This is a genomic window from Gluconobacter kondonii (assembly GCF_002723995.1).
In the GTDB taxonomy this organism is placed as follows: domain Bacteria; phylum Pseudomonadota; class Alphaproteobacteria; order Acetobacterales; family Acetobacteraceae; genus Gluconobacter; species Gluconobacter kondonii.
Genome location: NZ_BEWP01000001.1, coordinates 464451 through 490522 on the forward strand (window position 1 = coordinate 464451; position 26072 = coordinate 490522).

Sequence of the window (26072 nt, forward strand, 5' to 3'; positions counted from 1 at the left end):
GCTTGTGCGACCCCGCCTCTGTCGATAGCAAAATCTATCGTTGATCTCCTTCAGGCGCTCGCAAAACCGGGTGCCGTTTCGCACCTGATATAAGGAAAATGTCCATGTCTGCTGCAGCTCGCGTGCTTGTTCTTGGCGGTGGCGTCGGTGGGCTTGAAGCCGCTGCGGCTCTGGGCCGTCACCAGAATATTTCCCTGACACTCGTTGATCGCAGCCCTGTCCATTACTGGAAGCCGGCCCTTCACGAATTCGCTGCGGGCACCATGCAGCATCAGGGCAACTGCATCCCCTTCACCGAGACGGCAGCCAAATTCGGCTTCACCTTCGTTCAGGGCAGCCCCACAACGGTCAACCGCGACAACAAGACAGTTACGCTCGATACCGGTGCCACGTTGCCCTACGACTATCTGGTGGTGGCGCTTGGTTCACGTGCGAATGATTTCGGTATTCCCGGCATCGTCGATCACTGCATGTTCATCGACAATCTGAACGACGCCGACACCCTGTTCGCGACCTTCCGTGAGGCCGTCCAGAAAGCCCGGACGGCAGGCGAAAAGCTCTCCGTCGGCATCGTTGGCGGCGGTGCAACGGGCGTGCAGCTCATTGCCGAACTGTGCAAGTCCATCGACGAAGCCCGCGGTCTTGGCCCTTCCGTTCGCAAATCCTTGCTCAACGCCGTGCTGATCGAAACAGGCCCGCGTATCCTTCCGGCCTTCCCGGAAGCCGTCTCCTCGGCCGCCGCACGCCAGCTCGAAAATCTCGGCATTGCCGTGCGAACTGAAGCCATGGTGGTTGGTGCGGACGAAACAGGTTTCAGCCTCAAATCCGGCGAACATATTCCTGCCAGCCTCCGCGTCTGGGCCGCGGGCGTTCGTGCTTCGGATGCCACGAGCCTTCTGGAAGGCCTCGAACGCGGCCGCTCGGGCCAGCTTGGTGTCACCACGACGCTTCAGACCACGCAGGACCCGACCGTCTTCGCGATCGGTGACTGCTCCCGCATCGACGCCGCACCGATTGCCCCAACGGCACAGGCCGCACGGCAGCAGGGCCAGTATATCGGTCGTGCCCTGCCGGAGATTATCGCAGGTAAGACCCCTGCCCCGTTCGCTTATAACGATCGCGGCGCCGTCGTGGCACTTGGAGATTATAACGGCTGGGGCATGTTGGACGCCAAGCGTAGCTTCGGCGGCGGTCTGCTCTCGGGTCTGGCTGCGCGCCTAATCCATGAAGGATTGTACCGCCAGCATCTCGCAGGCATTCTGGGCATCGCACCGACAGCCTGCAGCACGCTCCGCGAGCATCTTTCTCCGGTCAAACCTGATCTGGGGGGCTGAAAACCCTTTTCAGAATTCCGTCAAAGGGGGAATGTGGAACGTAGTGTCCCCAGACCCTGCGTCCCCTGTTCCGAGGATTCATGAGCCCTACCGATCTCTCCCCACCCTTTGACAGGGTTCTGACCAGCATCGAAGACACCCTGCTGGAAAAAGGGTTCGCCTTCCTTCAGGCCCAGACCACACGTCCACTTCTCGAGCACGAAGGCCTGACCGACTGGCAGGGCTTCGCGGAAAGCTGGAATCATCTGGGTCTTGATCGCTACATGGCGGATGGTGGCCGCTACCGCCGCCGCCGTTACGCGACTTTCGCTGTCTCGGGCGAGACCATCACACGCAAAAAACATCAGCCCCATTACCAGAGCCGGGACTACAACCTGCTCAATGGCGGCGTTGAACGCTGGTTTCCGGCTGTGGCGGATTCGATCGCATCCCACCCGGCCATGACCGCCGCCATCAGCACCATCAGCACAATCGCGGATGCCCTGACGCCGCCCACGGAAAAGCCCCCGTCATGGCATGTGGAAGTGCATCAGTTCCGCATTGAGGCCCGCCCCGGCAATGAAGGACGCCCCACACCAGAGGGCCTGCACCGCGATGGTGTGGATTGGGTTCTGGTCCTCATGGTCGCCCGTCACAACGTGGAACAGGGCGTCACCACGATCCACGACATGCGGAAGGAACCGCTGGGGTCCTTCACCCTCATCAACCCGCTCGATGCCGCCATTGTGGACGACCATCGCGTCTATCACGGCGTTACGGCAGTGCAGCCTGTCGATCCATCGCAACCGGCCTATCGGGACGTACTCGTGGTCACGCTGCGTCATGAATGACATCAAAACCTTCACAGATGCCCGTCTTCAATTTCGTGTTATGATTGGTGCCATGTCGATCCAGCAGATTCTTTCCCGCCGCGCGGCAGTTCTGGCCTTGTGCTTCATGCTCCCCGCAGCACTGTCCTGTGCGGATGCTGCGACAGGCAAAAGCCATCACCATACGCGCCACGCCGCACAGCCCGCCAATGCGGGTGCAGCGCCCGTCATCCTGACAGCGCATCCGGGCACGAAGCTGGATGAAGACGCCCGCAAACTGAACGAAGACGATCTTCAGGACGCGGCTAAACATCACGATCAACCGGTAGTGCTCGTCGGTTCCGCATCGCTCTCGTCCGGCAAGAATGACGAAGCCCTGTTCGTCCAGCTTCAGTCCGCCCGTCTCTGCGGCTCCGCAGGCTGCACTACGTCCGTTTATCTGAAGCACAACGATACCTGGAACACGGTTCTGGACTCGGTCAACGGCGATATTTCCGTCCTGCCCACACGCCATAAAGGCATGCACGACCTTCTGGTCAGCCCGAACGACCGCTGGATCTGGAACGGCAAGGAATATCAGGACACGCTCAGCGCACCGCCGATGCCAAAATAATCACTGATTTTTCTGGAAGGTCTGGAGCGGGCGAGGGGAATCGAACCCCCGTATGCAGCTTGGGAAGCTGCCGTTCTACCATTGAACTACGCCCGCACCCGGCACGGACCATAACCGCTCCACCCGTCTTTCGCAATCCACCCCACCCGAACTTCAGGGTGTTGACGCAAAACCGAAATACGGCCCATAGTCCCGGTGTCACAAACGCCACGGCGTGACTGACCCTCGTGATTTGAGCGGCCGGCTTGCGGCGAGGTTAAAGAATTGCGCTAAAGAGGCCCTGCGTCGTTATTGAACGATTCCCAGGACTTCCACGGCCCGCCACATGCGCCCTTTCTCTACGGGGCGTCTTATGGAGGGACACATCATGTCTTCAGAAAACTGGCGTACAGCCACCCGTCTCCTGCACGAAGCTCCGAACCGTACGGAATTCGGCGAGACGTCGGAAGCCCTCTTCCTGACCTCCGGCTTCGTCTATGACAGCGCCGAACAGGCCGCTGCGACCTTTACAGGCGACGTCCAGCACTTCCAGTATTCCCGCTTCGGCAACCCAACCGTCGACACACTTCAGGAGCGCCTCGCACTCCTCGAGGGCGCCGAAGCCTGCGTTGCCACCGCAACCGGCATGGGCGCCGTCTCCTCCGCCATCCTGTCGCATGTGAAGGCGGGCGACCGCGTCGTGGCCTCCCGCGCCATTTTCGGCTCCTGCTACTGGATCGTGACCAACCTCCTGCCCCGCTACGGCATCGAGACCGAACTGGTAGACGGCACGGACTACGACGCCTGGGAGCGCGCCCTGTCCAAGCCGACAGCCGCCGTGCTGATTGAAAGCCCGTCCAACCCGATGCTCGACGTCCTCGACATCGCCCGCGTTGCTGAGCTGACGCATAAGGCTGGCGGCCTGCTGATCGTGGACAACGTGTTTGCAACACCGCTCGGCCAGTCCCCGCTCAAGCTGGGCGCCGATGTGATCGTCTATTCCTGTACGAAACATATCGACGGTCAGGGCCGCGTTCTTGGCGGCGCGGTGCTCGGTTCCAGTGCATGGATCAACGAGACACTTCAGCCCTACACCCGCAATACCGGCAATGCCCTGTCGCCGTTCAACGCCTGGGTTCTGCTCAAGGGTCTGGAAACGCTTCAGCTCCGCACGGATGCCATGGCCCGCAATGCCGCTGCCGTCGCCGATGCGCTGGCCGAACTTCCGGGTGTCGTTCAGGTCCGCTATCCGGGTCGCGCCGACCATCCGCAGCATGAACTTGTCAAAACCCAGATGAGCAATGGCGGCTCCATGGTCGCGTTCGTGGTGGACAAGGGCCGTGAGGGCGCATTCGCCTTCATGAATGCCTTCAAAATCATCGCGATTTCCAACAATCTCGGCGACGCTCGCAGCCTTGCGACCCACCCTGCCACGACGACCCATATGCGCGTCAGCGAAGACGAACGCGCACGTCTGGGCATCACGGACGGGGCCATCCGCCTCTCCGTCGGTCTGGAAGATCCCGCAGACCTGATCGACGATCTGAAGCGCGGCGCCGCAGCAGTTGCGGCCCTTGCATAAGTTTTTCTGACAAAAGACCGGGATGGCTTTACAATGGCGTTATGCCTGACAAGTCATCCCACCCCCTTCTCCATGCTGATCCCGAGACAGCGCTCGCCGAAGCCATGGAAACTGCACCCTGCTTCAGCAAAACCACGGACGACGTGACAGTCACGGTCCGGACCTTCTGGCTGGACGACCAGTCCCATCCTGAAGACCACCAATATGCGTGGGCCTATCACATCAGCATCGAGAACGAGCGGAAGGACACTTTCCAACTCCTGTCCCGGAGTTGGGAAATCGTGGATGGACTGGGCCGCAAGGAGCATGTTCATGGCGATGGCGTCGTCGGCGAACAGCCCGTAATCGCCCCGCAGGAACAGTTTGACTATACGTCCGGCGCCATGCTGACCACGCCCTCGGGATTCATGCACGGCACCTATCACATGCTGGAGCCACGCTCGGGCCATCGCTTTGACGTCAGCATTCCCGTGTTCAGCCTCGACAGCCCCCATGACAGCACGCTGATCCACTGACAGACCGTGCCGGGCATCAGCGGAGAACGGCGCGGACCACAGCACGACCTTGACGTCCCTGCCGTCCCGGCCCATTCCTCCCCCATGCGTATCGCTGCCCTTCTTCTCGCTGCCGGTCGTGGCCGGCGCTTCGATGCGTCCTCACAGAACGGGGACAATTCTTCCAAGCAGTTCCGGATGCTGCGGGGCAAACCCGTCATCCGCAGAGCCGCCGAAGCCCTTCTGCCGCATGTGGACGTGCTCCTGCCGGTCGGAGATGATCCTCTGCTGGCCGACAGCCTGAAAGGGCTGGACGTCCTACCGCCCGTCAGCGGCGGCGCGGAACGCCATGACAGCGTGCGTAACGGCCTTGAAGCTCTCGCGGCCCTCCCCGAGCCGCCCGATCTGGTGCTGGTCCATGACGGCGCCCGCCCCTGCGTCCCCGTAGAGGTGGTACAGAACGTCATCGAGGCCCTGAAAACCCATGAGGGCGTGATCCCGGCCGTCGCCGTCATCGACACGATCAAGAAAGCCGCCGACGGCATCATCATCGATACCGTCCCGCGTGACGGGCTGTGGCGTGCCCAGACCCCGCAGGGCTTCCGCTTCGGCACCCTGCTCGAACTTCACCGCACCCTGCGCGATACCCGCACCGACGACGCCGCCCTGCTCGAACAGGCTGGCCATCCGGTAGCGATCGTTCAAGGGTCGGAAGACAATATCAAACTGACTGTTGCGGAGGACCTGATGCGTCTTGAAGGTGTGATTGACCGGAACCTGCTGCCCCGCGTCGGACTGGGCTATGACGTCCATGCTTTCGAGGAAGGCCGCAAGCTGATCCTGTGTGGTATCGAGGTGCCTCATACGAAGGGCCTCGCCGGGCATTCCGACGCCGATGTCGGCATCCACACGCTGTGTGACGCCATTTACGGCGCTCTGGCCGAAGGCGATATCGGCCGCCATTTCCCGCCTTCCGACAATGAGTGGAAGGACATGGATTCGGCCCGCTTCCTGATCCACGCCGGCGAACGCATCCGCGAGCGTGGTGGCTTCCTCGTGAATGCCGACGTCACACTGATCTGCGAACGCCCCAAGATTGGCCCTCATGCCGAAACCATGCGCCAGCGTCTCGCCGATCTGCTGAAGGTCAGCATCAGCCGGATCTCGGTCAAGGCCACGACCTCCGAGCGTCTGGGCTTCACAGGCCGCGAAGAAGGCATCGCAGCCACCGCCACAGTGAGCATTATGGTCCCGGATAACGGGGAAGCCTGATCCGCAGTTCCGATACGAAAAAGCCCGGTTCCTCTGAGAGGACCGGGCTTTTTTATTGCCTGACTTATCGAAAAAATCAGCCGTGAATGGCGCAGACCACCACGATCAAGGGTGTCGCAGCCAGAAAAAGCCATGCTCCGATAGAGCAGGTCTTCACGATACGGGTACCCATGTGACGCAGCAGGGGCCTACGAACGGATACGGACATAACTTCCTCGACTCTGACAGTGTTCGACAGAACCGGGGATAGCGCCCGCTCCCCGGTCGGGGCGAGTCACCAATCATCTCGTTCTGTCACATGGCAGAGCCTTCAATGATCCCCGAATATGGCAAGATCATGCCCCATTCAGGGCATTTTCCTCTTAGATCGAAACCTTGCGCCCCAATGTCAGAAACAGTCCCGCATCGAGAATATCCTTCTCGCGATTTTCCATCGTGCGGACGAGTTCATCATCCTGCCCCCATGTCGCAAGCTGGGATTTTTCGTCGTTATTGGCCCACAATACAGCATCCACAAGGCTGACAGCGCCTCCCACGACGGCAAGCGCCAAAAGCAGACTCCCCGTCGCCTGTGCCAGCACACCCATAACCGCAAGCTCCAGATCACCCTGCGCTGCCAGTAGCTGCGTCAGAGCAGCCAGATATCCGTCCGGCTGCGCTACTGGCATGAGACCATCTGTTACACTCGGGTGGATCCCGTAACCCGAAAGCCAGGCGAAAACCTGCTTCGCAACCGGCCCGATCCCGTCTTCACAATAACAGAGCCCGTCATCCACCCCGAGTCCGAGCAGCATATCCCGTGCGGCCTGCGGATCAGGCGCGATCCGCTCGATCATCGTCCCGGCAATCCGGGTCAGGGGCAGAGCGTCCGGCGTGAAGGACGCATTTTCCGCAATCCCTCCCCACTCCCCCGCAATGGCGTCGGCCAGAGCGGACGACCGGACGGCCAGAACCCGTCCCTGAGGCAGACGGATCGGTCGTCCATCCAGACGCGGCTCGAACAGGCCGTCCTCAGATACGACCGAAACGACTTTCCAGAAACGTTTGTGGCCGCTCAATGCAAAACTCCCAGAGCCCGCAGGATGTCCCCGGCTTTCGAATGATGGGGCTTGATCGCCTCAGGCGTCGGACCGGGCTGTCCTTCACGCGCCGCAGCGAGAGGCGCCGTGCATGGATCGACAGCATTGCCGTCCCCGCCGATCGTGACATGGAAATTGCCGCCCGCATCCCGGTCCTGCGCGACATGCGGGGCCGCGAGCGTTCCCGTCAGCACAACCGGTGTAGAGGCCCCTGCCCCTTCAAAATCTACAACCGGCAGAAGGCGCAGATCCAGAACCTGCGTCCCAAGACCGACCGTACCATTCCCCAAAACGGAAAAGCGCCCGGACTGGAGCCCCAACGTGTCGATATGCACCATGTCGTTTGCAATGGTCATATGCAGTCCCAGACACCGCAGCGAACGGTCGCCTTTCCCGAGAACCACACTGGCCGCAGACCCTGCCATCTGCCCAAGCAGCGCGCTCTGCACCTGACCCTCCACCATCGATAGGCCCAGATGCCCATCCAGCGACTGCCGCAGTTCGTCAGCGTTGTTGCCCTTGGCTGAGAGATACCCCACGATCTGCACAGGCCCCTGAAGCAGCAGCGGCATTCCAAGACGCGTCTCCAGCAGACCGGCGGGCAGAATAAGCGGTTGGAAGGTCACGTTCCCCGAGATCGGCAGCGCACTCGCATCCAGTTCCGCCATTCCCGAAAGCGCCAGACCCTGTGCCTGCCCGGAAATCGGGTCCAGACGCAGATTACCGCCTGACAGCGTCAGTCGCGTTGCCAGATCGGTATAGTCCCGCTCCGCAAACACAACGTGATCGGCTGTCAGATGCAGGTTCACATCCTGCGCCCGCAGCCGTTTGACCCAAGAGGGCGTCAAGTCCGGCGCACTCTGTATTGCAACAGGGCGCTCTTCCTGCGCCGGAACAGTCTTGTCACCCTGCGGCATTGATGGCGCTGCGGTTGGAACAGTCATTGCCGGAGGCGCTGGTTCAAGCCAAAGCCCCTTGAGCACGTCCAAATCCATTTTTGCGGCATGAATATTTCCGCTCACAACAGGCGGCACATCCTGCCCCAGAACCACCTTGAGCGCCCCATCCAGAGCCAATTCCTGACTGCCGAATGTCAGGCCATCCAGCGAAAAGCTCTCGCGGTCATGTGTCTCCAGCGTGCCATGCAGGCTCACATCATGCAGGAGCGCGCCGGGCAGATGGAGTGTCTTGCCGCTCCCTTCCGCCACCAGATGTCCGTTTTCCGCACCAACCGTCCCTGAAACGGCGACACGGGCCTTGTCCTGCGTATTGAGGGATGGCGCACCGGAAAGGAGCGTGGTCTGGCTACGCAGTTCCGCCGTCAGCGGCACTGCGGTCTGCAGGCCGTTCCGCCATGCGGCAACCGCCTGCTGCATCGTCCCGGCCCCGGCTTCCACATGCCACGCCGTATCGCGCCACTGCGTATCCGCAGTAACCGTCAGCGCTGCATCCGGGCCAGCGGAATCAAGATGCAGATTCTGAATCGCGCTCTGTTTCAGCACAACAGAGCCAGCATGCAGATGAACGCGCGTGGGCGTCATCGTCTCCGCAAGACGGTGCAGCAGCGCATTTCCGTCCAGACCAGTCAGCGGACCCGGACTGCCCTGAAGCGCAACATCGCCGCCCAGTGCCGGAACATCCGGCAGATTGGCATGAGGGAACAGACGATGCGCGTCCTGAAGATTGGGCCACTCGCCCTGGAGCGTCAGCAGCACGTTTTCCATCCGGGACGGATTGCCGATCCGCCCGTCCAGATTCAACCAGTCCCGCCTGTCGCCCTCACCCAGCGTTGTACCGATGCTGAACGCCCAGGGTTGAGTGCCCTGAAGTTGCGACAGATTGCCGACATGCCCCTTAAGCGTGAAGGGCGTCCCGGCATGGTGTCCCTGAAGGCTGATCCACGGACTGGGACTGCGCAGCCCCGCCAGATCTAGCGAATCCAGCCCGAACGATCCGCTCGTATGGCTCAGGCGATCGTTCCAGAGCACGGCCGTCTGCGCGACATGCAGCCCATCAAGCGACAGATTCCAATGCGCCTGAATCCGCTGGCCGCTCCGTGTCTTCACCGGTAGGGAGGCATCCTCCTCCTCACGATCCGGCGCCAGAGACCAGTTGGCCTGTCCGTCCAGACCGCGCACCAGATTGACGGTCGCTTTTTCGATTACGACGTCCTGAAACCGCACCTCGCGGTGCAGCAGGGCAACAACAGCAATTCCGGCATGGATCGTATGAGCCTTGAGAACCGGCGCCTGCCCATCACGCGTCAGCACGACGTCAGAGGCCTCGAAGGCTGGCCAGGGCAGAAGCTGCACCGACGAATGACGGACCTGCATCGAAAGCCCTGTCTGGTGCCGAAGCGCCACGGCTACGCGCTCGCGGAGCGCGTCCTGATCGATCAGGACATGCGTGGCCACACTCACACCAACAAAAGCAACGATGACGGCAATCAGACCGCCGGTGAACTTCTTCATTTCGCAGGCCCCCTGCCCTTGCTGCTGCCTCCACGAACGCGCTTGGGCGCAGGCGTCTCACCCGGCACGAAGCCCAGCGTGCGGAACGTCTCGCGCATATGCGGCGGCAGAGGGGCCGTCACGATCAGGCGCCCACCAGCGGGGTGGGGAATATCAAGCTGACGCGCATGCAGATGCAGCCGGTCGATGAAGCCTTCCGGATGCGCGGCCTTTCCGCCATAGCGCGGATCGCCGAGGATCGGCGTGCCGATGGATTCGGTGTGCACGCGAAGCTGATGCGTCCGGCCCGTCAGCGGAGACAGCTTCAGCCAGCTCAGCTTCTTTCCGGCGGCATCGAGCGTCGCATAATCCGTCTTGGCCGAAGCCGCGTCTTCCTCATCACGTGAGGCAGCGATCACCAGCGCCGCCCCACCCGCACCGATCTTGGCCAGAGGCTGGTCGATGATGCCGGATTCCGGCGAAGGCCGCCCGACGACCACAGCCCAGTATGTTTTCTCCACATCACGTCCACGGAACGCGGCCGCAAGCTTCGCCGCCACACCCGGCGTGCGGGCAATCAGCAGGATGCCGGACGTATCACGATCGATGCGGTGCACCAGACGCGGGCGATCCCCGCCCTCGGGCCGCAGGCCGTCAAGCATCATGTCCACATGCTTCGTAATCCCCGGACCGCCCTGCGTCGCAAGGCCGGACGGCTTGTCGAGAACAAGCAGGTGCTCGTCCTCGTAAATCACCATCTTGCGGATCTCGCGCTCCAGCATCGGGTCCGGTGGTGGCAGCGGAGCGGGCTTGTCCACATCCGGCAGCGGCGGGATGCGGACGATCTGCCCGGGAATCAGGCGCGTATTGGTCTGAACACGGCCTCCTTCCACGCGGATCTGTCCCTTGCGGCACAGCTTCTGGAGCGCGCCCTGCGTCAGATTGGGGTAGTGACGTCTGAACCAGCGGTCGAGGCGAATATCGGCCTCATCCTCGGTCACGATGCGGTTGGTAACTGTCATGGTTCGCGGGATGCCCTCTTGGCGGCCCGCATGTCCAGAAGTTTTCTGATCCGCCCCTCATGTCCGCGGTCCGTGGGATGGTAAAGAGACGCTCTGGGCATCCCTTCTGGGAAGTAGTTCTGGCCCGAAAATCCGCCCTCACTATCGTGGTCGTATTCATAGCCCTTGCCGTATCCGATGTCCTTCATCAGAGATGTCGGCGCATTCAGGATATGCGACGGCGGCATCAGGCTGCCGGTATCGCGCGCCAGAGCACGGGCTGCCTTATAGGCCGTATAAACCGCATTGGATTTCGGGGCAGTCGCCAGATGCACTAAAACCTGAGCCAGCGCCAGCTCGCCTTCCGGCGAGCCCAGCCGCTCATAGGTCTGCCATCCGGCCACGGCCATCGGCAGCGCGGACGGATCAGCCTGCCCCACATCCTCCGCCGCAAACCGCGTCAGACGGCGGGCGATGTAACGCGGGTCTTCCCCGCCCTCCAGCATCCGCGCGAACCAGTACAGGGCCGCATCCGGATCGCTACCGCGCAGTGATTTGTGCAACGCGGAAATGAGATTGTAGTGCTCTTCGCGGTCGCGGTCATAGAGGATCGCCCGGCGGGACAGGATCGCCGCCAGATCGCGCGGCGTCAGAACCTGCGACGGATCAAGCGCCACAAGTTGCTCGACCATATTTAGCAGGTAGCGCCCGTCCCCGTCCGCCATGGCGCGCAGACTGGCCCTCGCTTCCTGATCAAGCGGCAGTGGACGACCGACTTCCTCCTCCGCATGTTCCAACAGGCTCTCAAGGCTTGCATCATCCAGCCGGTTCAGCACCAGAACCTGACACCGCGAGAGCAGTGCCGCATTCAGCGCAAAGGACGGGTTCTCCGTGGTTGCCCCCACCAGAACCACCGTCCCACGCTCCACATACGGCAGAAATCCGTCCTGCTGCGCGCGATTAAAGCGATGGATTTCGTCCACGAACAGCAACGTGCCCTTGCCCGTCGCAGCCTGTTTCTGATCCGCTTCCTCGAACGCCCGGCGCAGATCCGCCACGCCAGAAAAGACTGCCGAAATCTGGGCGTAAAACAACCCGGCCCGTCCGGCCAGAAGCCGCGCGATCGTCGTCTTGCCACATCCCGGACCGCCCCACAGGATCAGGCTGGACAGCGTGCCGCGCGCCAGCATCCGGGTCAGCGTCCCCTCAGGCCCGAGCAGATGGTCCTGCCCCCGCACATCTTCCAGCCGCTTCGGGCGCAGACGGTCTGCCAAAGGCTGGGTGCGCGAGGGCGGCCGACGTTGCACCTGCGGCGCTTCGACCGAACGCTCCTGCCGTGCAGAGTGCGGCGCATGTCCGGACGGACGCTTCGCCCCGGGAGCGGCGCCGAAAAGATCTGTCATGTCCGTCACTGGCGTCCCACGCTCCCCGAAATGTTCTTCGACTTCCCGATCAGAGATGGGACTTCCGACCCGTCAGGATAATCCCCAAGCCCAATCTTAATGCAGAATACGCCGAAGAACGCCCGGCAACAGCATCGACAGCGGATTGACTGACAGATCGGGTTTTTCAACCGTTCCGTGCAATTCAAACGTCGCCGCCAACAGTCCGCCACCCTTCTCGGGGGACATTAGATGCCCCAGAACCGGCAACTTCCCCGGAAGCGCATTCAGCCCGAAAACCGGCACGATCGTCCCGTTGAGGTTCAGCTCGGACGTTTTCAGATCAATCGGCCCTTCCATCGTGGCCCCAAGCGCCTGATTGCCGATTACCCCGTCACGCAGCACCAGCATGTTCCCCGCCAGACTGAGCCGCGTGGACAGATGGGTGATTTCAAACCGGTCCAGATGATTGGTCAGCCAGTGCAACGGCGAGAGGTCGGAGACTGCCGTCAGCGTCAGCGGCGGCCGCAAGAATTCGGACGGTCCCATGTCCACATGCCCCCGGAACGGCGGCAAACCGCCCCACAGCCCCGCCGATTTCGCACTCCGCCCTTCCGGCACCTTCCGTACGCTGGTTTCGTCCGGCCTAAAAGCCCCTTCCAGATGCGTCTTCCCGCCCTGGATACGATCATACAGCCCCAGATTTTTCAGCAGCAGGCCCAGATTGTCGATATCCAGCACGAACGGATGCCCACGCCCCGTATCGTCCAGAACCGCCCGCACCCGGGTCGGCGCATCCAGCGCAAACCGCCCCGATGTCAGATGTCCGTTTCGCAGTTCGATCTGCGAGACGACACCGCCAACCTGCGCTTTAGGGCCATAATAGACATGTGGCGCGTTCAGGGAGATAGACCAGCTATCTCCCATGGACGCGCTTTTCCCGCCCGATCCGCTCTGCGTTCCCGTATCCGCCACTGAGGGATGCGGCGCGAACATCGGCGCCAGATCAAGCGGGTCCGCATCGACCGTCACACCAACAGGCTGTTCCGCACTCTGCGGCAGGGCAATTCGCGCATCTCCCTGAGTCCGACCGATACGAAAGCCTTCCAGCACAATCCCGGTCAGCTTGCCTGCACGCGTGACGCCCCTGCCCGCTACGGAGAGATCGGTCCCATGCGCCTGCAATCCGTCCAGAACAGACATTTTCCCGTCCTGAAACCCGATATGCACCATGGCCGTCGCAGGCTCACCCAGCGGCTTGGCCCAGATCGGCACGCTCAGAGCGGCCTGCGCCATGTCCAGCGACAGTTTCAGATCGGACGTTTCGTTCGCCTGCTGCACAAAATGCGCATTCAGAACCGCATGGCCGTCAAACAGCCCCACCGGCGCGATCCGGGCCTTTGCCGCAGACTGCGGGTCCAGAACCGAGCGCGCGTCAATCGTCTGCAACACGCGCGACGGCGCACCCCCTCGAAAATTCTCATGCAACACGACATGCGTGGGAATGCCCGCAAGCTGGCCGTCTCCCGTCAGGTCAAGCGCATCCTCGGTGGCGGACATCTTGCCCGAAGCCCCGTCCACCGCATGCCCCATCAGGACATTTCCCAGATGCACGCCCGAAAACGCCGCCTGCGTCCAGACATGCAGTGCCCCGTCCGGGATATGCGCCACCAGCGGCAGCGTCATGCGGACATGCGCGTCCACCGTGCCTGCTGGCTGCGTGAACGGCAGTGGATGTCGTGACAGCAGATGCAGCCGCGGATGCGCCAGAGCGGACATGAACCCCGCCAGAGGTCCCGTCAGATGCGCGGAAATATCGCCCGTCTGGTCTTTGTCATAGAGCTTGCCGATCCGGATTTCGCCATCTGGAAGCAGCACGTTCTGCTTCACATCCGTGGGCTGAACGCCCCGGCTCAGATCAATGACAAGCGTTTCGGGGCCATCGAAATGCAGGGACGCATCAAGCCCCGTGGCCGGAGGAACAGGGCGCAGCCAATGGACCGTCAGGCCATGGCCTGTCAGTTTTCCTTCGATCGCGGTCGGCAGGATTTTATCTGGGCCATGATCGCTGTGCAGATGGGCTTTGACGTACAGATCCCGCCCGGTCCCGTCCGTAATGTTCTTCGAAACCCAGCGTCGCCCGCCCTTGACGATCGTTGCAGGCCAGATGGATCCCACCGTTGCAAAGCGGATCGCATCCAGCCCGGCCTCCGCGTCTGCGTCCAGCACCGTCGGTTTGAGCAGATTGTCCAAGCTGGCACTGGCCGAAGCCTTCAGATGGGTCAGCGTACCGTCGGTATCCGCCACATCCAGCGCTGCTGAAGGCACGTCGAGCCGTGCACCACCCTTCAGACCCGGACGGTCCATCCGCAGATGCACGCTCGCCTGCCCTGCATGAAGATGGATCGGATCAGCAGTTTTCTGAAAAACCTTCCCATCCCTGAGAGACAGGTTCAGCGTCAGTTCCGACGGCAGCGCATCCATCCCCTGCGACACAAAAACCGCATCTGCCCCGATGGACACGGGAACATGCCAGTTCGCAGCTTGTGGATTGAAAACCCCAAGCTGGGCCGGCTCAAATGGCGTCGCCTCCAGATGCAACAATCCATTATGCCCGACCTGACGGGCCTGTGCCGTCAGGATGGTATGAAATCCATCGAGCGCAACCGCGGCCCGACCGGACCCGACCCACACGAAATCCCGTGAATGTGGCGCCACCCGGATCCGGCGCGCCTTCATGTCCACGTCACCGATCACGGCGGTCCGATCCTGTGGCAGCCCGGCGAATGTGATGGAGACATTATGGACATCCACGGCCCGTAGACGGTCGAGCCGCGTCGGCACGCCACGGCCACCCCGTTTCTGCTCCGGCAGATCCATGTCCACATCGCCGTCAGGCAAACGGCGCAGGGCCAGAGTTGCGCCTTCGAGACGCAGGGTGCGCGGCGCAATCACCCCTTCAAACAGCGCACTCAGGGAAAGAACAGCATCCGCCTCAGTCGCGCGTTCCGCCACCAGATTGTCAAAGCGGGTCACTTTCAGCCCGCGCGCCATCAGCACCAGACCGGCCGGAACGCCGCCCGCACTCGGCTGCCACTGGATCCAGAGCCTGTCCCAGCTTAGCCGACCAGCCGGATGTCCGGGGCGTTTGCCCGCCGCAATCGAGACCGGCTCCACGAGGTGGGAGACGCGCGTGATCTCCACGGGGCCGTGGGCCAATTTCCACAGGAAAACACTGCCCGCAGCCGCCAAGAGCGCAACCGGCGCAACACAGATCAGGGCAACCCAGCGCGCCACATGCCAGTGTCGCGGCATGTGTGGGCCTGGACAAAAAGAAGGATGCAAACGCCTGCGGGGAGGACGCGGGAAGTCGTGGACGGCCATAGACGGTCATCGGCGCGTTTCCGGCCTGTCTCCCTCGTGAGAGTTGGAGGTATAAGCCCTCAGGCTTTCGGAAGGTTCCGGAAAGCCTCCGCCACCAGAGCGGCATGTACGGCAGGTTTCACCTTACGCCACACGTTCCGGATGACGCCCTGTCCATCCACCAGAAAGGAACTGCGCTCCATCCCCATATAGGTCCGGCCATACATGGATTTCTCGACCCATGTTCCGTAAGCCTCGGCGACAGCATGGTCCTCATCCGAGGCCAGCGGGAACTTCAGGCCATATTTCGTGGCGAATTTTTCAATTTTCGCCACCGGATCGGGGCTGACGCCAATGATCGTCAAACCCTCGGCATCGAATTCGGGCAGAACCTCCTGCAGATCACAGGCCTGCGTTGTACAGCCGGGGGTGTCGGCTTTCGGATAGAAATACAGCAGATAAGGCTTCCCGCTCAGCGCGGCACTGCTCACAGTGCGCCCGGCAGAGGCGGGAAGCGTAAAATCTGGCGCCCGGTCGCCCGGTTGCAGGTCTGTATTCTGTGCAGAAACGGTCATAAGCCACATGATTGCCCGACCCGTCCGATCCGATCAAGGTAAACCGGACGAAAACCGTTCAGTATTCCGGGATCAGTATCCCGGATACATCACAACGGGCGGCGGTCCGTAAACAACCCGTGGCGGCGGCGCATAGACGACCGGCGGTGGAGCATACACGACCTGCGGCGGCGGAGGGGGCGGCGGACCATAGGGCTGGGCCAGCAGCGCGCCGCCGACGGCACCGAGAGCCAGACCACCCAGAATGCCCCCAACAATCGCGCCGGAATGGTCATGATGCCAGCCACCGCGCCCACCGCCCGGAGGCCCGCCATATCCATACCCGCGACCGTAACCCGGACCATATCCCGGCCCGCCCCCATGCCAGTGAGCCTGTGCCTGCGGCACGATGGCATTCGGGACGATTGCGGAACCGATCAGCAGCGGAGCGGCCATAAGAACTGCACGTGTGATGCGACGCATGGCATCTTTCTCCTCGAAACACGTGGAGCAGAAAAGCCGATTAAAACAGGCTCTTCCGTCCATGAGAAAGATCATGCCCGCTGAAAATGGCAGCAAGAGGCGCCAATCATGGCAGGAGCCGGACAAATTGTAACAGACACCCATCCAGCCTTAGAAAGTGCTCCTCAACGCGGCGACTCGACCCGGTGATAACCCGGAGGCGGGTCAAAAACGTCGAGCGGCTGCGGAGAACGACTGACCGAGACCGCTTCCACGACCGGCTTTCCGTCATGCACCGCCCCCAGCATCAACCCGTCCTCCGTGTAACAGAACGTGGTCGGATGACGGTCGGTGTCGGCACTTTCCCAGATCGTACAGGCTTCTCCGGCAATCCGGCCCTGCCCCATTCGGCGCCATGATCCGGCTGCGGGGGTTCCGGGGGCCGCGAAACTGCCGCCCGGCGCAGGCATGACCGTGGCCGTACGCTTGGTCCCATCCAGCACCATCAGGATATGGGTGCGGTAATCCGTCAGCATGACCGTCGCGGACCCTTCGGGCTCGATCCGCTGCCGCCACGACGTGGACGTCCAGCGCATCCGCTGATGCAGATGCTGCCCAGCCGGACCCGTCAGAACATAATCGATATCGGCATCATGCAGCGGCGTCACGAACGGAGCCTGTGCCTGAAGAGGCGCGGGAGTTGCAGGAACATCCGCCTTTGCGGAAAATCCGACCACAGCTCCCATCAACAGACAGACCGCCATTCCGGCTGTACGCAGTCCCGTCAGGCTCATTTGTGATTTCCATTAGCGGGGCCGCTCGGCGGCTGATCCGGCATAGACACGGAACCATCTCCTGAAGAATCATTGGAAACGGAGGGCTGTGTCGTATCGGGCTGAGCGCTCTGGCCCGGCAGCAGTGCCGTATGCCCACCCGGCGTTGTCGTGGCTGGCGCAGGCGCGTCCCTGTCCCCGATCACGGGCGTATCGGAATCTGACACGTCAGGCGTCGCGGCCTCATGCGTCGTCGTCTTCATATCTGTGCCCGAGGCTTCCGGCACCGGAGGAGGCGTCGCACTGCCTGCCTGACTTTGATGCGCGGGACGCATTTTCGGCTCGAGCATATGAAATCCTGCCGGAGGCTCGAACGTAGAGGATGGGATGTCCTGATAAGACACCGAAAGCGCCTTGATGGAGCCTTCCACACCGTCCGCATCGACGCCGTTTTCAGCCAGAATGACTCCATCCGGCGTCACGCAGGCGCTGGCCTTGCCGTGACTGCTCTGAATAGTCCAGCGGTCACACGCTACTCCCGCCACGGTATCATGACCGGCGGGCGTATACTGCATGTCCAGATCGAGCATGAACGGATTGTGCAGACCGTGGCTTGGATGAAGGCGCGTATAAAGCTGCTGCTTCATCATCACAAGCGTGACCTGCTGCGCCGGACGATCAAGAATCGTCACCCCGTTGCCGTCCTGCGAATCGATCCGCAGCAGGTCGCCCGCACCCGAGAACGCGACTTTGACACTCTCGGGATGTCCTTTCGTCGCACTCGACAGCGTGGAAAGCTCATATACGACCGTCACATCCCGCGTCGGCGTCAGGCGGGGATGATCGTCCGCATGAGCCGGTGTCATCACAGACAAACCGGCCACCAGCAGTCCAATCGGCGCGGCGCTCAGAAAAACAGGGCGCGTAAAAACAGTCATGGCGGATCTCCGACAGGCGCGCGCCCGGGAAGCGCGCGCAGGGACGCAATGGATTCACGCAGGGCCTGAAGGCTGAAATCGTCAGGCCAGACCGCACGCACGGTCAGCGCCTGATGAAGCAGGGACTGATAATCCTCCGCCGGAATCCCGATCCCACCCAGCCCCGTCAGATGGGGCGTGGTGTATTGCGTATCCAGCAGCGTGTATCGCCCCTGTCGCAGCCCTGCGACAAGATGGACCAGCGCCACCTTAGAAGCATCACGTTCCCGCGAAAACATGCTCTCGCCGAAAAAAGCCCCCCGCAACGACACGCCATACAGACCACCCACCAGAGCCTCGCCGTCCCAGACTTCAATGGAATGGGCGTTTCCCTGACGGTGCAGGTCACCATAAAGACTGCGGATGCGCCCGCTGATCCATGTCGTCTCCCGCCCCGGAGCCGCTTCGGCACAGGCCAGCATAACGTCATCGAACGCCCGGTCCGCCGTCACCGCCATCCTGCCCGACATCACGAGACGCATGAGCTTTTTGGGAACATGCATCCCGTCCAGCGGCATGATCCCGCGCTCTTCCGGCAGATACCATGTCAGTTCCGCACTTTCCGCATCCGGAGCCATGGGAAAAATCCCCGAGGCATAGGCCTGAAGCAGCAGGTCCGGCGTTATTTCGTCCATGACGACACAGTCTTTATCCGTTTCCTGAATTGTAACATCCCCCGGCCCTGTCACGCGAATTCATGGTCGTGAAGACAACGATCATGATAAAGGGGATCCATCTTCAGGGAGACCACCCGTGCCGCTTGCCTTTATTTACGCCGTCATTCTCGTCATTCTCGGCGTTCTGCGACTGCTGATGCCCGAAATACATGGCCTGTTGATGGTTCTGGCCAGAATCAGTGCGGCCTGTCTGGTCATTTCAGCGCTCGTTGATCTGTGGGGGATGCGTAAAGGCACCGAACCCCCGTCCATGACCGAGGCGTCCCTCACAGCAGACTGATCAGCACCAGCAGCAGACCGGCCATCGACACGCCCCAGATCAGACTGCGGACTGCACCCCAGCCAAAAGCATAGGCCGGGATGTAGATCGCACGCGTCAGAAAATACATTCCCGCGCCCCAGCCCGTCAGCGGGCTGTAACGGCCTGACACCCAAGCCAGAAGAACAGCACCGATAAAGATCGGCAGCGTCTCCGCCAGATTGGCCTGCGCCCGTTTCAGACGGGCCGCCACTCCGGTGTAACGGGGCGGCTCGCCATCACGATTGCCACTGGCCCATTGCAACCCATCCTGCTGGCGACAGACCGCCGCGGTCAGCAAAAGCTGGACGAACGCCAGCACCAATGTCCATCCAAGCCAGACAAGACCGATCGGCATGGGCGTTTCTCCGCGAAGTCCTGAAAATCAGGAAAATGTTTCAGACGTGCCCGTTCCCCCTGCGCGCAGGTCGGCAGCAGCCTCCTTAACGGCCAGCCCATGCGTGCGTTCCAGACGACGGATCGTGAAATGGGCCCGTGCCAGCGCGCGGTAATGCGCCAGAAACGCTGTATTGAGCGACGCTCCACACAGCGCCCCCGCAACCGGAACCATCTGCAGCGCGAACTTGCGCGACAGGCCGACTCCGTAATGCGACGCCACTTCCGCCATCAGCATCACGATGGGCCGTCCGCGCAGCAGCGCACGCGCCGAGAAGAAACCCAACTCGCCTTCCTCGTCGCTCTGACGCGCCGGAAAACTGCGGAGCGCAAAAACTTCCAGACAGGCCCGGCGCGTGTCTTCGTTACGCAGATCCTCGCCTTCCTCGCGCGCAATGCGGGCGATTTCGCGCATGATGGTCAGCGTTGTGAATCCGACATCCGGCGCAAGACCGAAAATGCCCCCGAAACCGCCCAGCGCACCAGAGACGGCCACGGCGGCTTGTCCCAGATTCTCGCGCATCGGATCACGCGGGGCGGGCGCGTCGTTGTCGATACCCAGCACAGCCACACGAAACGCCCGTTCGATGGCGACTTCCGCCGTCTTGTGGAATTTTTCCTGAACTGATGGCGCCAGACCGAGTCCCTGCATGCCGAGTCGCGCGGCCTGCCCGACCGCACCGCCCATCAGGTCGGCCAGACGCACGAGAACCCCACGACCCTGCTCCACCTTTTCAAGAACGGACTGAAGCTGTGCAAGGGAATCCCCGTCCAGCGCCGTCGAGGCGAAATTGCTGGTCGGAAGCTGCGTGTCATTCACTGAGGTCATGACGATCAAAACTCCTGTTCGTAAGACCCGAAACCGTTTACCGGATAGCAGGTTTCATATCCTAACATGGCACCATCATGGGGATATCGGCGCCAGAAGACTACCCGGGCCAACTATCCGGACGAGCACCGTCGGGGTGAGGAGAATTACACCAATGACCGCATTATCGCGCTTGATCCTGTCGGCCCCGCTGACAGCCACCCTCCTCGTTCCGGCGGTTTCTCCAGCTTTTGCCGCCCCGAGTCACAGCCACCACCATGCCGCTCACGGCACGGCCAATCTGCCGCAGATGGGCCCAACCTCCGGTCAGATCGTCGGCGCGCCCGCAAAACCCCTGACCCCGGCCCAGCAGGCCGCGCTTCCCGATGAAGGCGCCCCGCCCCCGCCACACGGCTATACGGAAGTGGAAGACTCGGAGACTGCCCTCGCCAGCTATAGCGACCGGGTCCGGACGCATCTCCCGGTCGGCATGCCCGGCCCGAACGCGCAGCAGAAAACCAACGGCCCCAACAACCTGCCGTCCCATTTCACGCTGTTTGGTATGCCGGTGAAGTTCAATGCGCCGGTGCAGTCGCCTTATGAAGACGAAGACTCACCGACGAGCTATGCCGGTCATCCGGTCAATGGCCAGACGAACATCCTCGTGAACGGCGACGCCTCTCCCATTCACTAAGAGCGACGTACCCATCCCCCGATCTGCGTCAGGTGACGGAACTCCTCCTCCGTCACCGGTGCCACGGACAATCTGGACTGTTTCAACAGCGCCATCTCCGCCAGAGCCGGATCAGCCTTGATTTCAGCGAGGCTCACGGGACGGGTTAAAGCCCCCATCGCCTTCACATCCACACAGACCCAGCGCGGATCGTCCGCAGTCGGGTCCGGATAGGCTTCCCGTACGACTTCCACCACGCCCACAATCCGTTTTTCGCTAACGGAATGGTAGAAAAACGCCAGATCGCCGTTTTTCATCGCCGCAAGATTGTTGCGCGCCTGATAGTTGCGTACGCCGGTCCACGGCTCGACATTATTATGCACCTGCTGCGCCCATGAGAACGCCTCGGGTTCCGATTTCACCAGCCAGAAAGCCATCTCTCACTCCCGCCACAAAGGCTGCCCCAAGGGACGCCCCAAAAGCCGCCCTTGGGGCATTTTGCGCTCAATTCCGTGAAACGTGATAACAGTGATCGGAACAATGGGACAACGCGCCTCTTCCGAATATGATTGCTTCGGACTATTTCAATGGGGAACCTGTCGCGGGGAACCCATCGCCGCGTTGCCACTCTGCCGAGGTCCGTGTCCCAGTGCGCCCTACCCCCAACCTGCTCCATCGCTATGCCAATCCGGGGCAGTTCCTGCGTCTGGCGCGCACCCTGCTGCCTTGGCTGACCGGTGGCGCAATCGTGTTTCTCGTGGTCGGTGTGATCTGGGGTCTCTTCATCGCCCCGGCCGACTGGCAGCAGGGCGACACCGTCCGCATTATGTATGTGCATGTCCCAATGGCGTGGCTGGCATCGTCCTGCTACCTCGGGCTCGCAACCTGCGGCGTGCTTTCGCTGGTCTGGCGCCATCCGCTGGCCGATCTGGCCGCCATAGAAATCGGCCCCGTCGGTGCCTGTGCCGCCGCTTTGTGCCTGATTACGGGCTCGCTCTGGGGTGAGCCGATGTGGGGCACATGGTGGGTCTGGGACGCGCGCCTGACCTCAATGCTGGTGCTGTTCTTCCTGTATCTGGGCCATATCGCCCTGATCCGCGCCTTCGATGAACCCGCCCGCGGCCAGCGCGCCGCCGCGATCCTCGCACTGGCCGGCGTCATCGACCTTCCGATCATCAAGTTCAGCGTCCAGTGGTGGAACACCCTGCACCAGCCCGACAGCATCACCCTGACCGGCGCACCCACCATGTCCATGATGATGCTCTGGCCGCTGCTGATCTGCACGATCGGCTTCACGCTCGGTGTCGCGGCCGTCATTTTCACCCGGCTCAGCGCCGCCATCCATGAAAGCCGTGCGCGCCAGATGATGGCCCGTTCGCGTCTCGACCGCAGGGACAGTCAAGCAGCATGATGCATCTCCCGAATCACTGGCCCTATATCGCGGCCTCCTATGCCCTGACTCTGGGCTGTTCGCTCGTCCTCGGCGTCGGTGCTGCTCTGCGTCTGCGAAAATCCAAGGCCCGTCTGGCTGCTGTCGAAGGCCATGCCCGCCGCCGTGAAAGGTCAGCCTCATGACCCGCAAGACCCGTCGTCTCTGGATCGTCATTGCCTGTCTGGCCTGTGTCGGCTCCGCCGCCGCCCTGACGCTGCGCGCGTTCTCGTCTAACATCGTGTTCTTCATGGCGCCGTCGCAGGTAAAGGCCAGTCCACCCTCGCCCGACCGTACCATCCGCCTCGGCGGCATGGTCATGGCAGGCAGCCTGCACCGCATCAACGAAAACGGCACGCCCGTGAACGCCTTTCAGGTGACGGACGGACAGGCCGCGGTCGAGGTCCATTACACCGGAATCCTCCCCGACCTGTTCCGCGAAGGACAGAGCGTCGTCGCCCTCGGCACCGTGCAGAAGGATGGCGGATTCACCGCCAGCGAAGTCCTCGCCAAGCATGACGAGACCTACATGCCCAAGGAAGTCGCGGACGAACTCAAACGCACCGGCAAATGGGACCCACGCTTCGGCAAAGCGCCGGACGCCTCAAGCTGGGACACCATGACCGCAAAGAAAGCAGGGGGCTGATCGCCTGATGTTCGGACCAGAACAGGGCCATTTCGCCCTGGCCCTCGCCTGCGTGCTCGCCCTCGTGCAGTTCGCCGTCCCACTCTGGGGCGCCAACCGCCGTGACGCGCGCCTCGTAGGGCTCGCACCCTATCTCGCGGTCTCGCAATTGCTTGCACTGGGCTATTCGTTCCTGTGCCTCGTGATGTGCGCCGTCAGTGACGATTTCTCGGTCCAGAACGTCGCGGCGAACTCCGCCGTCTCCAAGCCGCTGCTGTATAAAATCACGGGCGTCTGGGGAAACCATGAAGGCTCCGTCCTGCTCTGGACGCTGATCCTCGCCGTCTGCGGCGGTGCGGTCTCCCTGTTCGGCCGAAACCTGCCGGACATCCTGCGCGGGCGCGTTCTGGCTATTCTCGGCGGCGTCTCCGCCGGGTTCCAGATGTTCTGCCTCCTGACGTCCGATCCATTTGAGCGCGTTTTCCCCGCGCCAATGGACGGTCAGGGCATGAACCCGCTCCTTCAGGACCCCGGCCTCGCCTTCCACCCCCCCATTCTCTACACCGGCTATGTCGGTTTTGCCGTTCCCTTCGCCTTCGCGGTCGCCGCCCTGATCGAAGGCCGCGTCGATGCCGCATGGGGCCGCTGGGTCCGTCCCTGGGCCGTGGCCGCCTGGTGCTTCCTGACCTGCGGCATCGCGCTCGGTTCGTGGTGGTCCTATTATGTACTGGGCTGGGGCGGCTACTGGTTCTGGGACCCGGTGGAAAACGCCTCCCTTATTCCCTGGCTGACGGGTACGGCCCTCGTGCATTCCGCAATCGTTGTGGAAAAGCGCGAAGGCCTGAAAATCTGGACGGTCCTGCTGGCCATCGCGACGTTCTCTTTCTCGCTATCGGGCACGTTCCTCGTCCGCTCGGGCATCCTGAACTCGGTCCACGCCTTCGCCAACGATCCCGCCCGCGGCGTGTTCATTCTGGCCCTGCTCGCCATCGTCATCGGCGGATCGCTCGCTCTGTTTGCATGGCGCGCGCCCTCCCTCACCTCGACCGGCCTGTTTTCTCCGGTCTCGCGTGAAGGCTCTCTGGTCCTGAACAACATCCTGCTCTGCTCGATCTGCGCTGTTGTCGTCACAGGCACGATGTACCCACCCTTCATGCAGCTTCTGGCCGGACGCACCATTTCCGTCGGCAAGCCGTTCTTTGACGCCGCCACGATCCCGCTGACCCTGCCGCTTCTTCTGGCCATGGGCGTCGGCACCGCCCTGCCCTGGAAACGCGCGCAGCTCGCCCGGACGTTCTCGCATCTCTATGCCGCGGCTGGCATCGCAGCGATCGGACTGGCCCTGTGCTTCTGGAAGCTTTCCGGCATCCTGCCCATCGCCTGCGGCGCGCTGGCCATCTGGGTCATCGCGGCATCCGTCTCCGACGTCCTGCGCCGGATCGGCCTCGGCCACACGTCCGCGCAGGGCGTGTGGGAGCGCATGAAGAACCTGCCACGTTCAAGCTGGGGTGCAGCGCTCGCCCATATCGGCGCAGGCATCACCATTCTCGGCCTGTGCGGTATGTCTCAGGCCGAGCACGCCATTGTCGAAGTCCATATCGGCGAAACGCGCTCTCTGGCCGGGGATGACTGGACGCTTCTCGACGTGCACGACTATATCGGCCCGAATTACAAGGCCATGCAGGCCGACATCGCCATCCGTCACAACGGCAAATTCGTGACCATCCTGCATCCTGAAAAGCGCGACTTCACGACGCAGAGCCAGACCACGACCGAAGTCGCCATCCACACCAATTTCATCACCGACCTGTACGGCGTGGTCGGTGACCGGCACGGTACGGGCAAGGACACGACCTATGTCCTGCGCTTGCACCGCAACCCGCTCGCGCCCTGGATGTGGCTCGGTGGACTGGTCATGGCGATCGGCGGCGCGTTCTCGCTGTCTGACCGCCGGATGCGGATCGGCGCGCCCAAGCGTGCCGCCGCCCGCAACATGGCCCGCGCCTGAGGAGAAACGGTCATGAGCGTAACACGACGCGGTATCCTCACGGCCGTGCCCATTATCGGTGCGGGCGTCCTCGGCGTCGGGTTCTGGCGGATGCTGAGCGACATGCGCAGCGGCGCATTCGACCCGCGCGCCATCAAGAACCCCAATGTCGGCAAACCCATCCCGACCTTCGCCATGCCGGGCCTCCCCGGCCTTGGGGACGGCTTTACAGATGCGGAACTCAAAGCCCAGCACCGTCCGGTTCTGGTCAATTTCTTCGCCTCATGGTGCATTCCCTGCGTGGCGGAAATGCCCGGCCTGCGCGCCATTTCGCGCAATATGCCGATCTGGGGCATCGCCTATGAGGACAAGCCCGAAAACGCCAGCGCCTTCATCCAGCGCGACGGCTCGCCTTACGCCCGCGTCGCTTCCGACCGTCATGGCCGCGTGGCGATCGACTGGGGCGTGACCGGCGTGCCCGAGAGCTTTCTGGTCGCACCGGGCGGTCGCATCATCTGGCATGGCAGCGCGGCCCTCGACCCGCAGATCTACGAGGCGGAAATCCGCCCGAGGCTGGCCGGACTATGAAGGCTTCCAGATGCTTTCCGGCCCTGCTGCTCGCGGTTGGCCTGATCGGCGGCGGCGTAGCGCTTGCCGTGGACGATCCCGCCGAAATGCTGCCCAACCCGGCGCAGGAAAAACGGGCCGAAGCCCTCGGTGCTCATCTGCGCTGCCTCGTCTGTCAGAACGAGAGCATCGAGGACAGCAGCGCGCCCCTCGCCCGCGATCTGCGCAAGGTCGTCCGCGAGCAGGTCGCGGCAGGCAAAAGCGATCAGCAGATCATGGACTGGATGACCGAACGCTACGGCGAATTCATCCGTCTGGCCCCACAGTTTTCATGGTCCACCGCCCTGCTCTGGCTGATGCCGGCGCTCGCGCTGGTGACCGGACTTGTCATTGCATGGCGGACGGCCAGACGCCGCGTCGTCGCCACGCCTGCGCCGCTCACGGATGACGAGCGCGCGCGTCTGGATGCCCTTTCGGGCCGGGAGTAA

The 26072-nt window shown here is 62.4% G+C and carries 28 protein-coding genes, 1 tRNA gene and 1 riboswitch; of the genes, 14 read left to right on the top strand and 15 right to left on the bottom strand.

Going from position 1 to position 26072, the window contains the following annotated elements; translation table 11 throughout:
- Nucleotides 1–104: 104 nt before the first annotated feature.
- The 3 genes from GKO01_RS02115 to GKO01_RS02125 all read left to right on the top strand — a co-directional run bounded on the left by GKO01_RS02115 (nucleotide 105) and on the right by GKO01_RS02125 (nucleotide 2756).
- A complete protein-coding gene (locus GKO01_RS02115) occupies nucleotides 105–1334 on the top strand; it encodes an NAD(P)/FAD-dependent oxidoreductase (RefSeq protein ID WP_099285470.1) in 1230 nt (409 codons plus the stop codon).
- Between the two features lie 80 nt (nucleotides 1335–1414).
- On the top strand, nucleotides 1415–2164 hold the full coding sequence (locus GKO01_RS02120) for a 2OG-Fe dioxygenase family protein (protein ID WP_099285471.1): 750 nt from the start codon (nucleotides 1415–1417) through the stop codon (nucleotides 2162–2164).
- A gap of 52 nt (nucleotides 2165–2216) precedes the next feature.
- Nucleotides 2217–2756, top strand: a complete 540-nt coding sequence (locus GKO01_RS02125; RefSeq protein ID WP_167383403.1) for a hypothetical protein — start codon at nucleotides 2217–2219, stop codon at nucleotides 2754–2756.
- Nucleotides 2757–2778: 22 nt separating this feature from the next.
- Here GKO01_RS02125 and GKO01_RS02130 read toward each other — a convergent pair.
- Nucleotides 2779–2852: transfer RNA gene (locus GKO01_RS02130), tRNA-Gly, on the bottom strand.
- Nucleotides 2853–2970: 118 nt separating this feature from the next.
- Nucleotides 2971–3050: riboswitch (SAM riboswitch) on the top strand.
- A 73-nt stretch (nucleotides 3051–3123) separates the two neighbouring features.
- Between GKO01_RS02130 and metZ the strand changes: the two genes are divergently transcribed.
- The 3 genes from metZ (at nucleotide 3124) to GKO01_RS02145 (ending at nucleotide 6083) form a co-directional block, all read left to right on the top strand.
- Nucleotides 3124–4317, top strand: coding sequence for an O-succinylhomoserine sulfhydrylase (metZ, locus tag GKO01_RS02135; protein ID WP_174694208.1), 1194 nt, complete (start codon nucleotides 3124–3126; stop codon nucleotides 4315–4317).
- Between the two features lie 41 nt (nucleotides 4318–4358).
- A complete protein-coding gene (gene apaG, locus GKO01_RS02140; RefSeq protein WP_062030082.1) occupies nucleotides 4359–4832 on the top strand; it encodes a Co2+/Mg2+ efflux protein ApaG in 474 nt (157 codons plus the stop codon).
- Nucleotides 4833–4916: 84 nt separating this feature from the next.
- Complete coding sequence (locus GKO01_RS02145) at nucleotides 4917–6083, top strand: bifunctional 2-C-methyl-D-erythritol 4-phosphate cytidylyltransferase/2-C-methyl-D-erythritol 2,4-cyclodiphosphate synthase (protein ID WP_099285586.1); 1167 nt, start codon at nucleotides 4917–4919, stop codon at nucleotides 6081–6083.
- A gap of 76 nt (nucleotides 6084–6159) precedes the next feature.
- On the opposite strand, the gene GKO01_RS16455 is transcribed toward GKO01_RS02145, so the two are convergent.
- From GKO01_RS16455 to aat, 11 genes are all read right to left on the bottom strand, one after another.
- Nucleotides 6160–6291: a hypothetical protein gene (locus GKO01_RS16455; protein WP_264815912.1), complete on the bottom strand. Its 132-nt coding sequence runs from the start codon at nucleotides 6289–6291 to the stop codon at nucleotides 6160–6162.
- A gap of 154 nt (nucleotides 6292–6445) precedes the next feature.
- A complete protein-coding gene (locus GKO01_RS02150) occupies nucleotides 6446–7141 on the bottom strand; it encodes an ATP12 family protein (RefSeq protein ID WP_099285472.1) in 696 nt (231 codons plus the stop codon).
- Nucleotides 7138–9633 carry an AsmA family protein gene (locus GKO01_RS02155; RefSeq protein ID WP_099285473.1) on the bottom strand — a complete coding sequence of 832 codons (2496 nt, stop codon included), beginning with the start codon at nucleotides 9631–9633 and terminating at the stop codon, nucleotides 7138–7140. The genes GKO01_RS02150 and GKO01_RS02155 overlap by 4 nt, the downstream gene beginning before the upstream one ends.
- On the bottom strand, nucleotides 9630–10634 hold the full coding sequence (locus GKO01_RS02160) for an RluA family pseudouridine synthase (RefSeq protein ID WP_099285474.1): 1005 nt from the start codon (nucleotides 10632–10634) through the stop codon (nucleotides 9630–9632). The genes GKO01_RS02155 and GKO01_RS02160 overlap by 4 nt, the downstream gene beginning before the upstream one ends.
- A complete protein-coding gene (locus GKO01_RS02165; protein WP_099285475.1) occupies nucleotides 10631–12016 on the bottom strand; it encodes a replication-associated recombination protein A in 1386 nt (461 codons plus the stop codon). The genes GKO01_RS02160 and GKO01_RS02165 overlap by 4 nt, the downstream gene beginning before the upstream one ends.
- A gap of 96 nt (nucleotides 12017–12112) precedes the next feature.
- A complete protein-coding gene (locus tag GKO01_RS02170) occupies nucleotides 12113–15310 on the bottom strand; it encodes a DUF3971 domain-containing protein (protein ID WP_244901281.1) in 3198 nt (1065 codons plus the stop codon).
- A 128-nt stretch (nucleotides 15311–15438) separates the two neighbouring features.
- The gene (gene bcp, locus GKO01_RS02175) at nucleotides 15439–15942 is read right to left on the bottom strand and encodes a thioredoxin-dependent thiol peroxidase (RefSeq protein WP_099285477.1); all 504 of its coding nucleotides are present in this window, start codon (nucleotides 15940–15942) and stop codon (nucleotides 15439–15441) included.
- Nucleotides 15943–16005: 63 nt separating this feature from the next.
- The gene (locus GKO01_RS02180; protein WP_099285587.1) at nucleotides 16006–16395 is read right to left on the bottom strand and encodes a hypothetical protein; all 390 of its coding nucleotides are present in this window, start codon (nucleotides 16393–16395) and stop codon (nucleotides 16006–16008) included.
- A gap of 164 nt (nucleotides 16396–16559) precedes the next feature.
- Nucleotides 16560–17168, bottom strand: coding sequence for a hypothetical protein (locus GKO01_RS02185; protein WP_099285478.1), 609 nt, complete (start codon nucleotides 17166–17168; stop codon nucleotides 16560–16562).
- Entirely contained in the window at nucleotides 17165–18085 is a 921-nt protein-coding gene (locus tag GKO01_RS02190) for a hypothetical protein (RefSeq protein ID WP_099285479.1), read from the bottom strand. Before GKO01_RS02190 ends, GKO01_RS02185 begins: the two co-directional genes overlap by 4 nt.
- Nucleotides 18082–18759: a leucyl/phenylalanyl-tRNA--protein transferase gene (gene aat / locus GKO01_RS02195; RefSeq protein WP_099285588.1), complete on the bottom strand. Its 678-nt coding sequence runs from the start codon at nucleotides 18757–18759 to the stop codon at nucleotides 18082–18084. The genes GKO01_RS02190 and aat overlap by 4 nt, the downstream gene beginning before the upstream one ends.
- A gap of 118 nt (nucleotides 18760–18877) precedes the next feature.
- Here aat and GKO01_RS02200 point away from each other — a divergent pair, with 118 nt between their 5' ends.
- Nucleotides 18878–19081: a hypothetical protein gene (locus GKO01_RS02200; RefSeq protein ID WP_099285480.1), complete on the top strand. Its 204-nt coding sequence runs from the start codon at nucleotides 18878–18880 to the stop codon at nucleotides 19079–19081.
- Here GKO01_RS02200 and GKO01_RS02205 read toward each other — a convergent pair.
- Both GKO01_RS02205 and GKO01_RS02210 read right to left on the bottom strand, forming a co-directional pair.
- Nucleotides 19068–19457: an MAPEG family protein gene (locus GKO01_RS02205; RefSeq protein WP_099285481.1), complete on the bottom strand. Its 390-nt coding sequence runs from the start codon at nucleotides 19455–19457 to the stop codon at nucleotides 19068–19070. The genes GKO01_RS02200 and GKO01_RS02205 overlap by 14 nt on opposite strands.
- 27 nt (nucleotides 19458–19484) lie before the next feature.
- Nucleotides 19485–20324 carry an EcsC family protein gene (locus tag GKO01_RS02210; RefSeq protein ID WP_099285482.1) on the bottom strand — a complete coding sequence of 280 codons (840 nt, stop codon included), beginning with the start codon at nucleotides 20322–20324 and terminating at the stop codon, nucleotides 19485–19487.
- Between the two features lie 154 nt (nucleotides 20325–20478).
- Between GKO01_RS02210 and GKO01_RS02215 the strand changes: the two genes are divergently transcribed.
- A complete protein-coding gene (locus GKO01_RS02215; RefSeq protein ID WP_099285483.1) occupies nucleotides 20479–20997 on the top strand; it encodes a hypothetical protein in 519 nt (172 codons plus the stop codon).
- Here the strand turns inward: GKO01_RS02215 and GKO01_RS02220 are convergent.
- Nucleotides 20994–21413: an EVE domain-containing protein gene (locus GKO01_RS02220; RefSeq protein ID WP_099285484.1), complete on the bottom strand. Its 420-nt coding sequence runs from the start codon at nucleotides 21411–21413 to the stop codon at nucleotides 20994–20996. The genes GKO01_RS02215 and GKO01_RS02220 overlap by 4 nt on opposite strands.
- 212 nt (nucleotides 21414–21625) lie before the next feature.
- Between GKO01_RS02220 and GKO01_RS02225 the strand changes: the two genes are divergently transcribed.
- Genes GKO01_RS02225 through GKO01_RS02245 form a run of 6 tightly spaced genes read left to right on the top strand, consistent with a single transcriptional unit; the run spans nucleotide 21626 to nucleotide 26072 of the window.
- Nucleotides 21626–22387 carry a heme ABC transporter permease gene (locus GKO01_RS02225; protein ID WP_099285589.1) on the top strand — a complete coding sequence of 254 codons (762 nt, stop codon included), beginning with the start codon at nucleotides 21626–21628 and terminating at the stop codon, nucleotides 22385–22387.
- Nucleotides 22384–22551, top strand: coding sequence for a hypothetical protein (locus GKO01_RS15890; protein ID WP_167315815.1), 168 nt, complete (start codon nucleotides 22384–22386; stop codon nucleotides 22549–22551). The genes GKO01_RS02225 and GKO01_RS15890 overlap by 4 nt, the downstream gene beginning before the upstream one ends.
- Nucleotides 22548–23051, top strand: a complete 504-nt coding sequence (ccmE, locus tag GKO01_RS02230) for a cytochrome c maturation protein CcmE (RefSeq protein WP_062030116.1) — start codon at nucleotides 22548–22550, stop codon at nucleotides 23049–23051. The genes GKO01_RS15890 and ccmE overlap by 4 nt, the downstream gene beginning before the upstream one ends.
- 7 nt (nucleotides 23052–23058) lie before the next feature.
- Nucleotides 23059–25038, top strand: coding sequence for a heme lyase CcmF/NrfE family subunit (locus tag GKO01_RS02235; RefSeq protein ID WP_099285485.1), 1980 nt, complete (start codon nucleotides 23059–23061; stop codon nucleotides 25036–25038).
- Nucleotides 25039–25050: 12 nt separating this feature from the next.
- Entirely contained in the window at nucleotides 25051–25605 is a 555-nt protein-coding gene (locus GKO01_RS02240) for a DsbE family thiol:disulfide interchange protein (RefSeq protein WP_099285486.1), read from the top strand.
- A complete protein-coding gene (locus GKO01_RS02245) occupies nucleotides 25602–26072 on the top strand; it encodes a cytochrome c-type biogenesis protein (protein ID WP_099285487.1) in 471 nt (156 codons plus the stop codon). Before GKO01_RS02240 ends, GKO01_RS02245 begins: the two co-directional genes overlap by 4 nt.

What these genes read in the sequence shown, in the direction of transcription:
- GKO01_RS02170 (WP_244901281.1), bottom strand. Translation starts at nt 15,310, where the DNA reads ATGCCGCGACACTGGCATGTGGCGCGCTGGGTTGCCCTGATCTGTGTT.
- GKO01_RS02160 (WP_099285474.1), bottom strand. Translation starts at nt 10,634, where the DNA reads ATGACAGTTACCAACCGCATCGTGACCGAGGATGAGGCCGATATTCGC.
- GKO01_RS02220 (WP_099285484.1), bottom strand. Translation starts at nt 21,413, where the DNA reads ATGGCTTTCTGGCTGGTGAAATCGGAACCCGAGGCGTTCTCATGGGCG.
- GKO01_RS16455 (WP_264815912.1), bottom strand. Translation starts at nt 6,291, where the DNA reads ATGTCCGTATCCGTTCGTAGGCCCCTGCTGCGTCACATGGGTACCCGT.
- GKO01_RS02235 (WP_099285485.1), top strand. Translation starts at nt 23,059, where the DNA reads ATGTTCGGACCAGAACAGGGCCATTTCGCCCTGGCCCTCGCCTGCGTG.
- GKO01_RS02155 (WP_099285473.1), bottom strand. Translation starts at nt 9,633, where the DNA reads ATGAAGAAGTTCACCGGCGGTCTGATTGCCGTCATCGTTGCTTTTGTT.
- GKO01_RS02215 (WP_099285483.1), top strand. Translation starts at nt 20,479, where the DNA reads ATGACCGCATTATCGCGCTTGATCCTGTCGGCCCCGCTGACAGCCACC.
- GKO01_RS02180 (WP_099285587.1), bottom strand. Translation starts at nt 16,395, where the DNA reads ATGCGTCGCATCACACGTGCAGTTCTTATGGCCGCTCCGCTGCTGATC.
- GKO01_RS02245 (WP_099285487.1), top strand. Translation starts at nt 25,602, where the DNA reads ATGAAGGCTTCCAGATGCTTTCCGGCCCTGCTGCTCGCGGTTGGCCTG.
- GKO01_RS02145 (WP_099285586.1), top strand. Translation starts at nt 4,917, where the DNA reads ATGCGTATCGCTGCCCTTCTTCTCGCTGCCGGTCGTGGCCGGCGCTTC.
- GKO01_RS15890 (WP_167315815.1), top strand. Translation starts at nt 22,384, where the DNA reads ATGATGCATCTCCCGAATCACTGGCCCTATATCGCGGCCTCCTATGCC.
- GKO01_RS02190 (WP_099285479.1), bottom strand. Translation starts at nt 18,085, where the DNA reads ATGACTGTTTTTACGCGCCCTGTTTTTCTGAGCGCCGCGCCGATTGGA.
- apaG (WP_062030082.1), top strand. Translation starts at nt 4,359, where the DNA reads ATGCCTGACAAGTCATCCCACCCCCTTCTCCATGCTGATCCCGAGACA.
- GKO01_RS02240 (WP_099285486.1), top strand. Translation starts at nt 25,051, where the DNA reads ATGAGCGTAACACGACGCGGTATCCTCACGGCCGTGCCCATTATCGGT.
- GKO01_RS02185 (WP_099285478.1), bottom strand. Translation starts at nt 17,168, where the DNA reads ATGAGCCTGACGGGACTGCGTACAGCCGGAATGGCGGTCTGTCTGTTG.
- GKO01_RS02165 (WP_099285475.1), bottom strand. Translation starts at nt 12,016, where the DNA reads ATGACAGATCTTTTCGGCGCCGCTCCCGGGGCGAAGCGTCCGTCCGGA.
- GKO01_RS02125 (WP_167383403.1), top strand. Translation starts at nt 2,217, where the DNA reads ATGTCGATCCAGCAGATTCTTTCCCGCCGCGCGGCAGTTCTGGCCTTG.
- metZ (WP_174694208.1), top strand. Translation starts at nt 3,124, where the DNA reads ATGTCTTCAGAAAACTGGCGTACAGCCACCCGTCTCCTGCACGAAGCT.
- GKO01_RS02210 (WP_099285482.1), bottom strand. Translation starts at nt 20,324, where the DNA reads ATGACCTCAGTGAATGACACGCAGCTTCCGACCAGCAATTTCGCCTCG.
- GKO01_RS02120 (WP_099285471.1), top strand. Translation starts at nt 1,415, where the DNA reads ATGAGCCCTACCGATCTCTCCCCACCCTTTGACAGGGTTCTGACCAGC.
- bcp (WP_099285477.1), bottom strand. Translation starts at nt 15,942, where the DNA reads ATGTGGCTTATGACCGTTTCTGCACAGAATACAGACCTGCAACCGGGC.
- aat (WP_099285588.1), bottom strand. Translation starts at nt 18,759, where the DNA reads ATGGACGAAATAACGCCGGACCTGCTGCTTCAGGCCTATGCCTCGGGG.
- ccmE (WP_062030116.1), top strand. Translation starts at nt 22,548, where the DNA reads ATGACCCGCAAGACCCGTCGTCTCTGGATCGTCATTGCCTGTCTGGCC.
- GKO01_RS02205 (WP_099285481.1), bottom strand. Translation starts at nt 19,457, where the DNA reads ATGCCGATCGGTCTTGTCTGGCTTGGATGGACATTGGTGCTGGCGTTC.
- GKO01_RS02115 (WP_099285470.1), top strand. Translation starts at nt 105, where the DNA reads ATGTCTGCTGCAGCTCGCGTGCTTGTTCTTGGCGGTGGCGTCGGTGGG.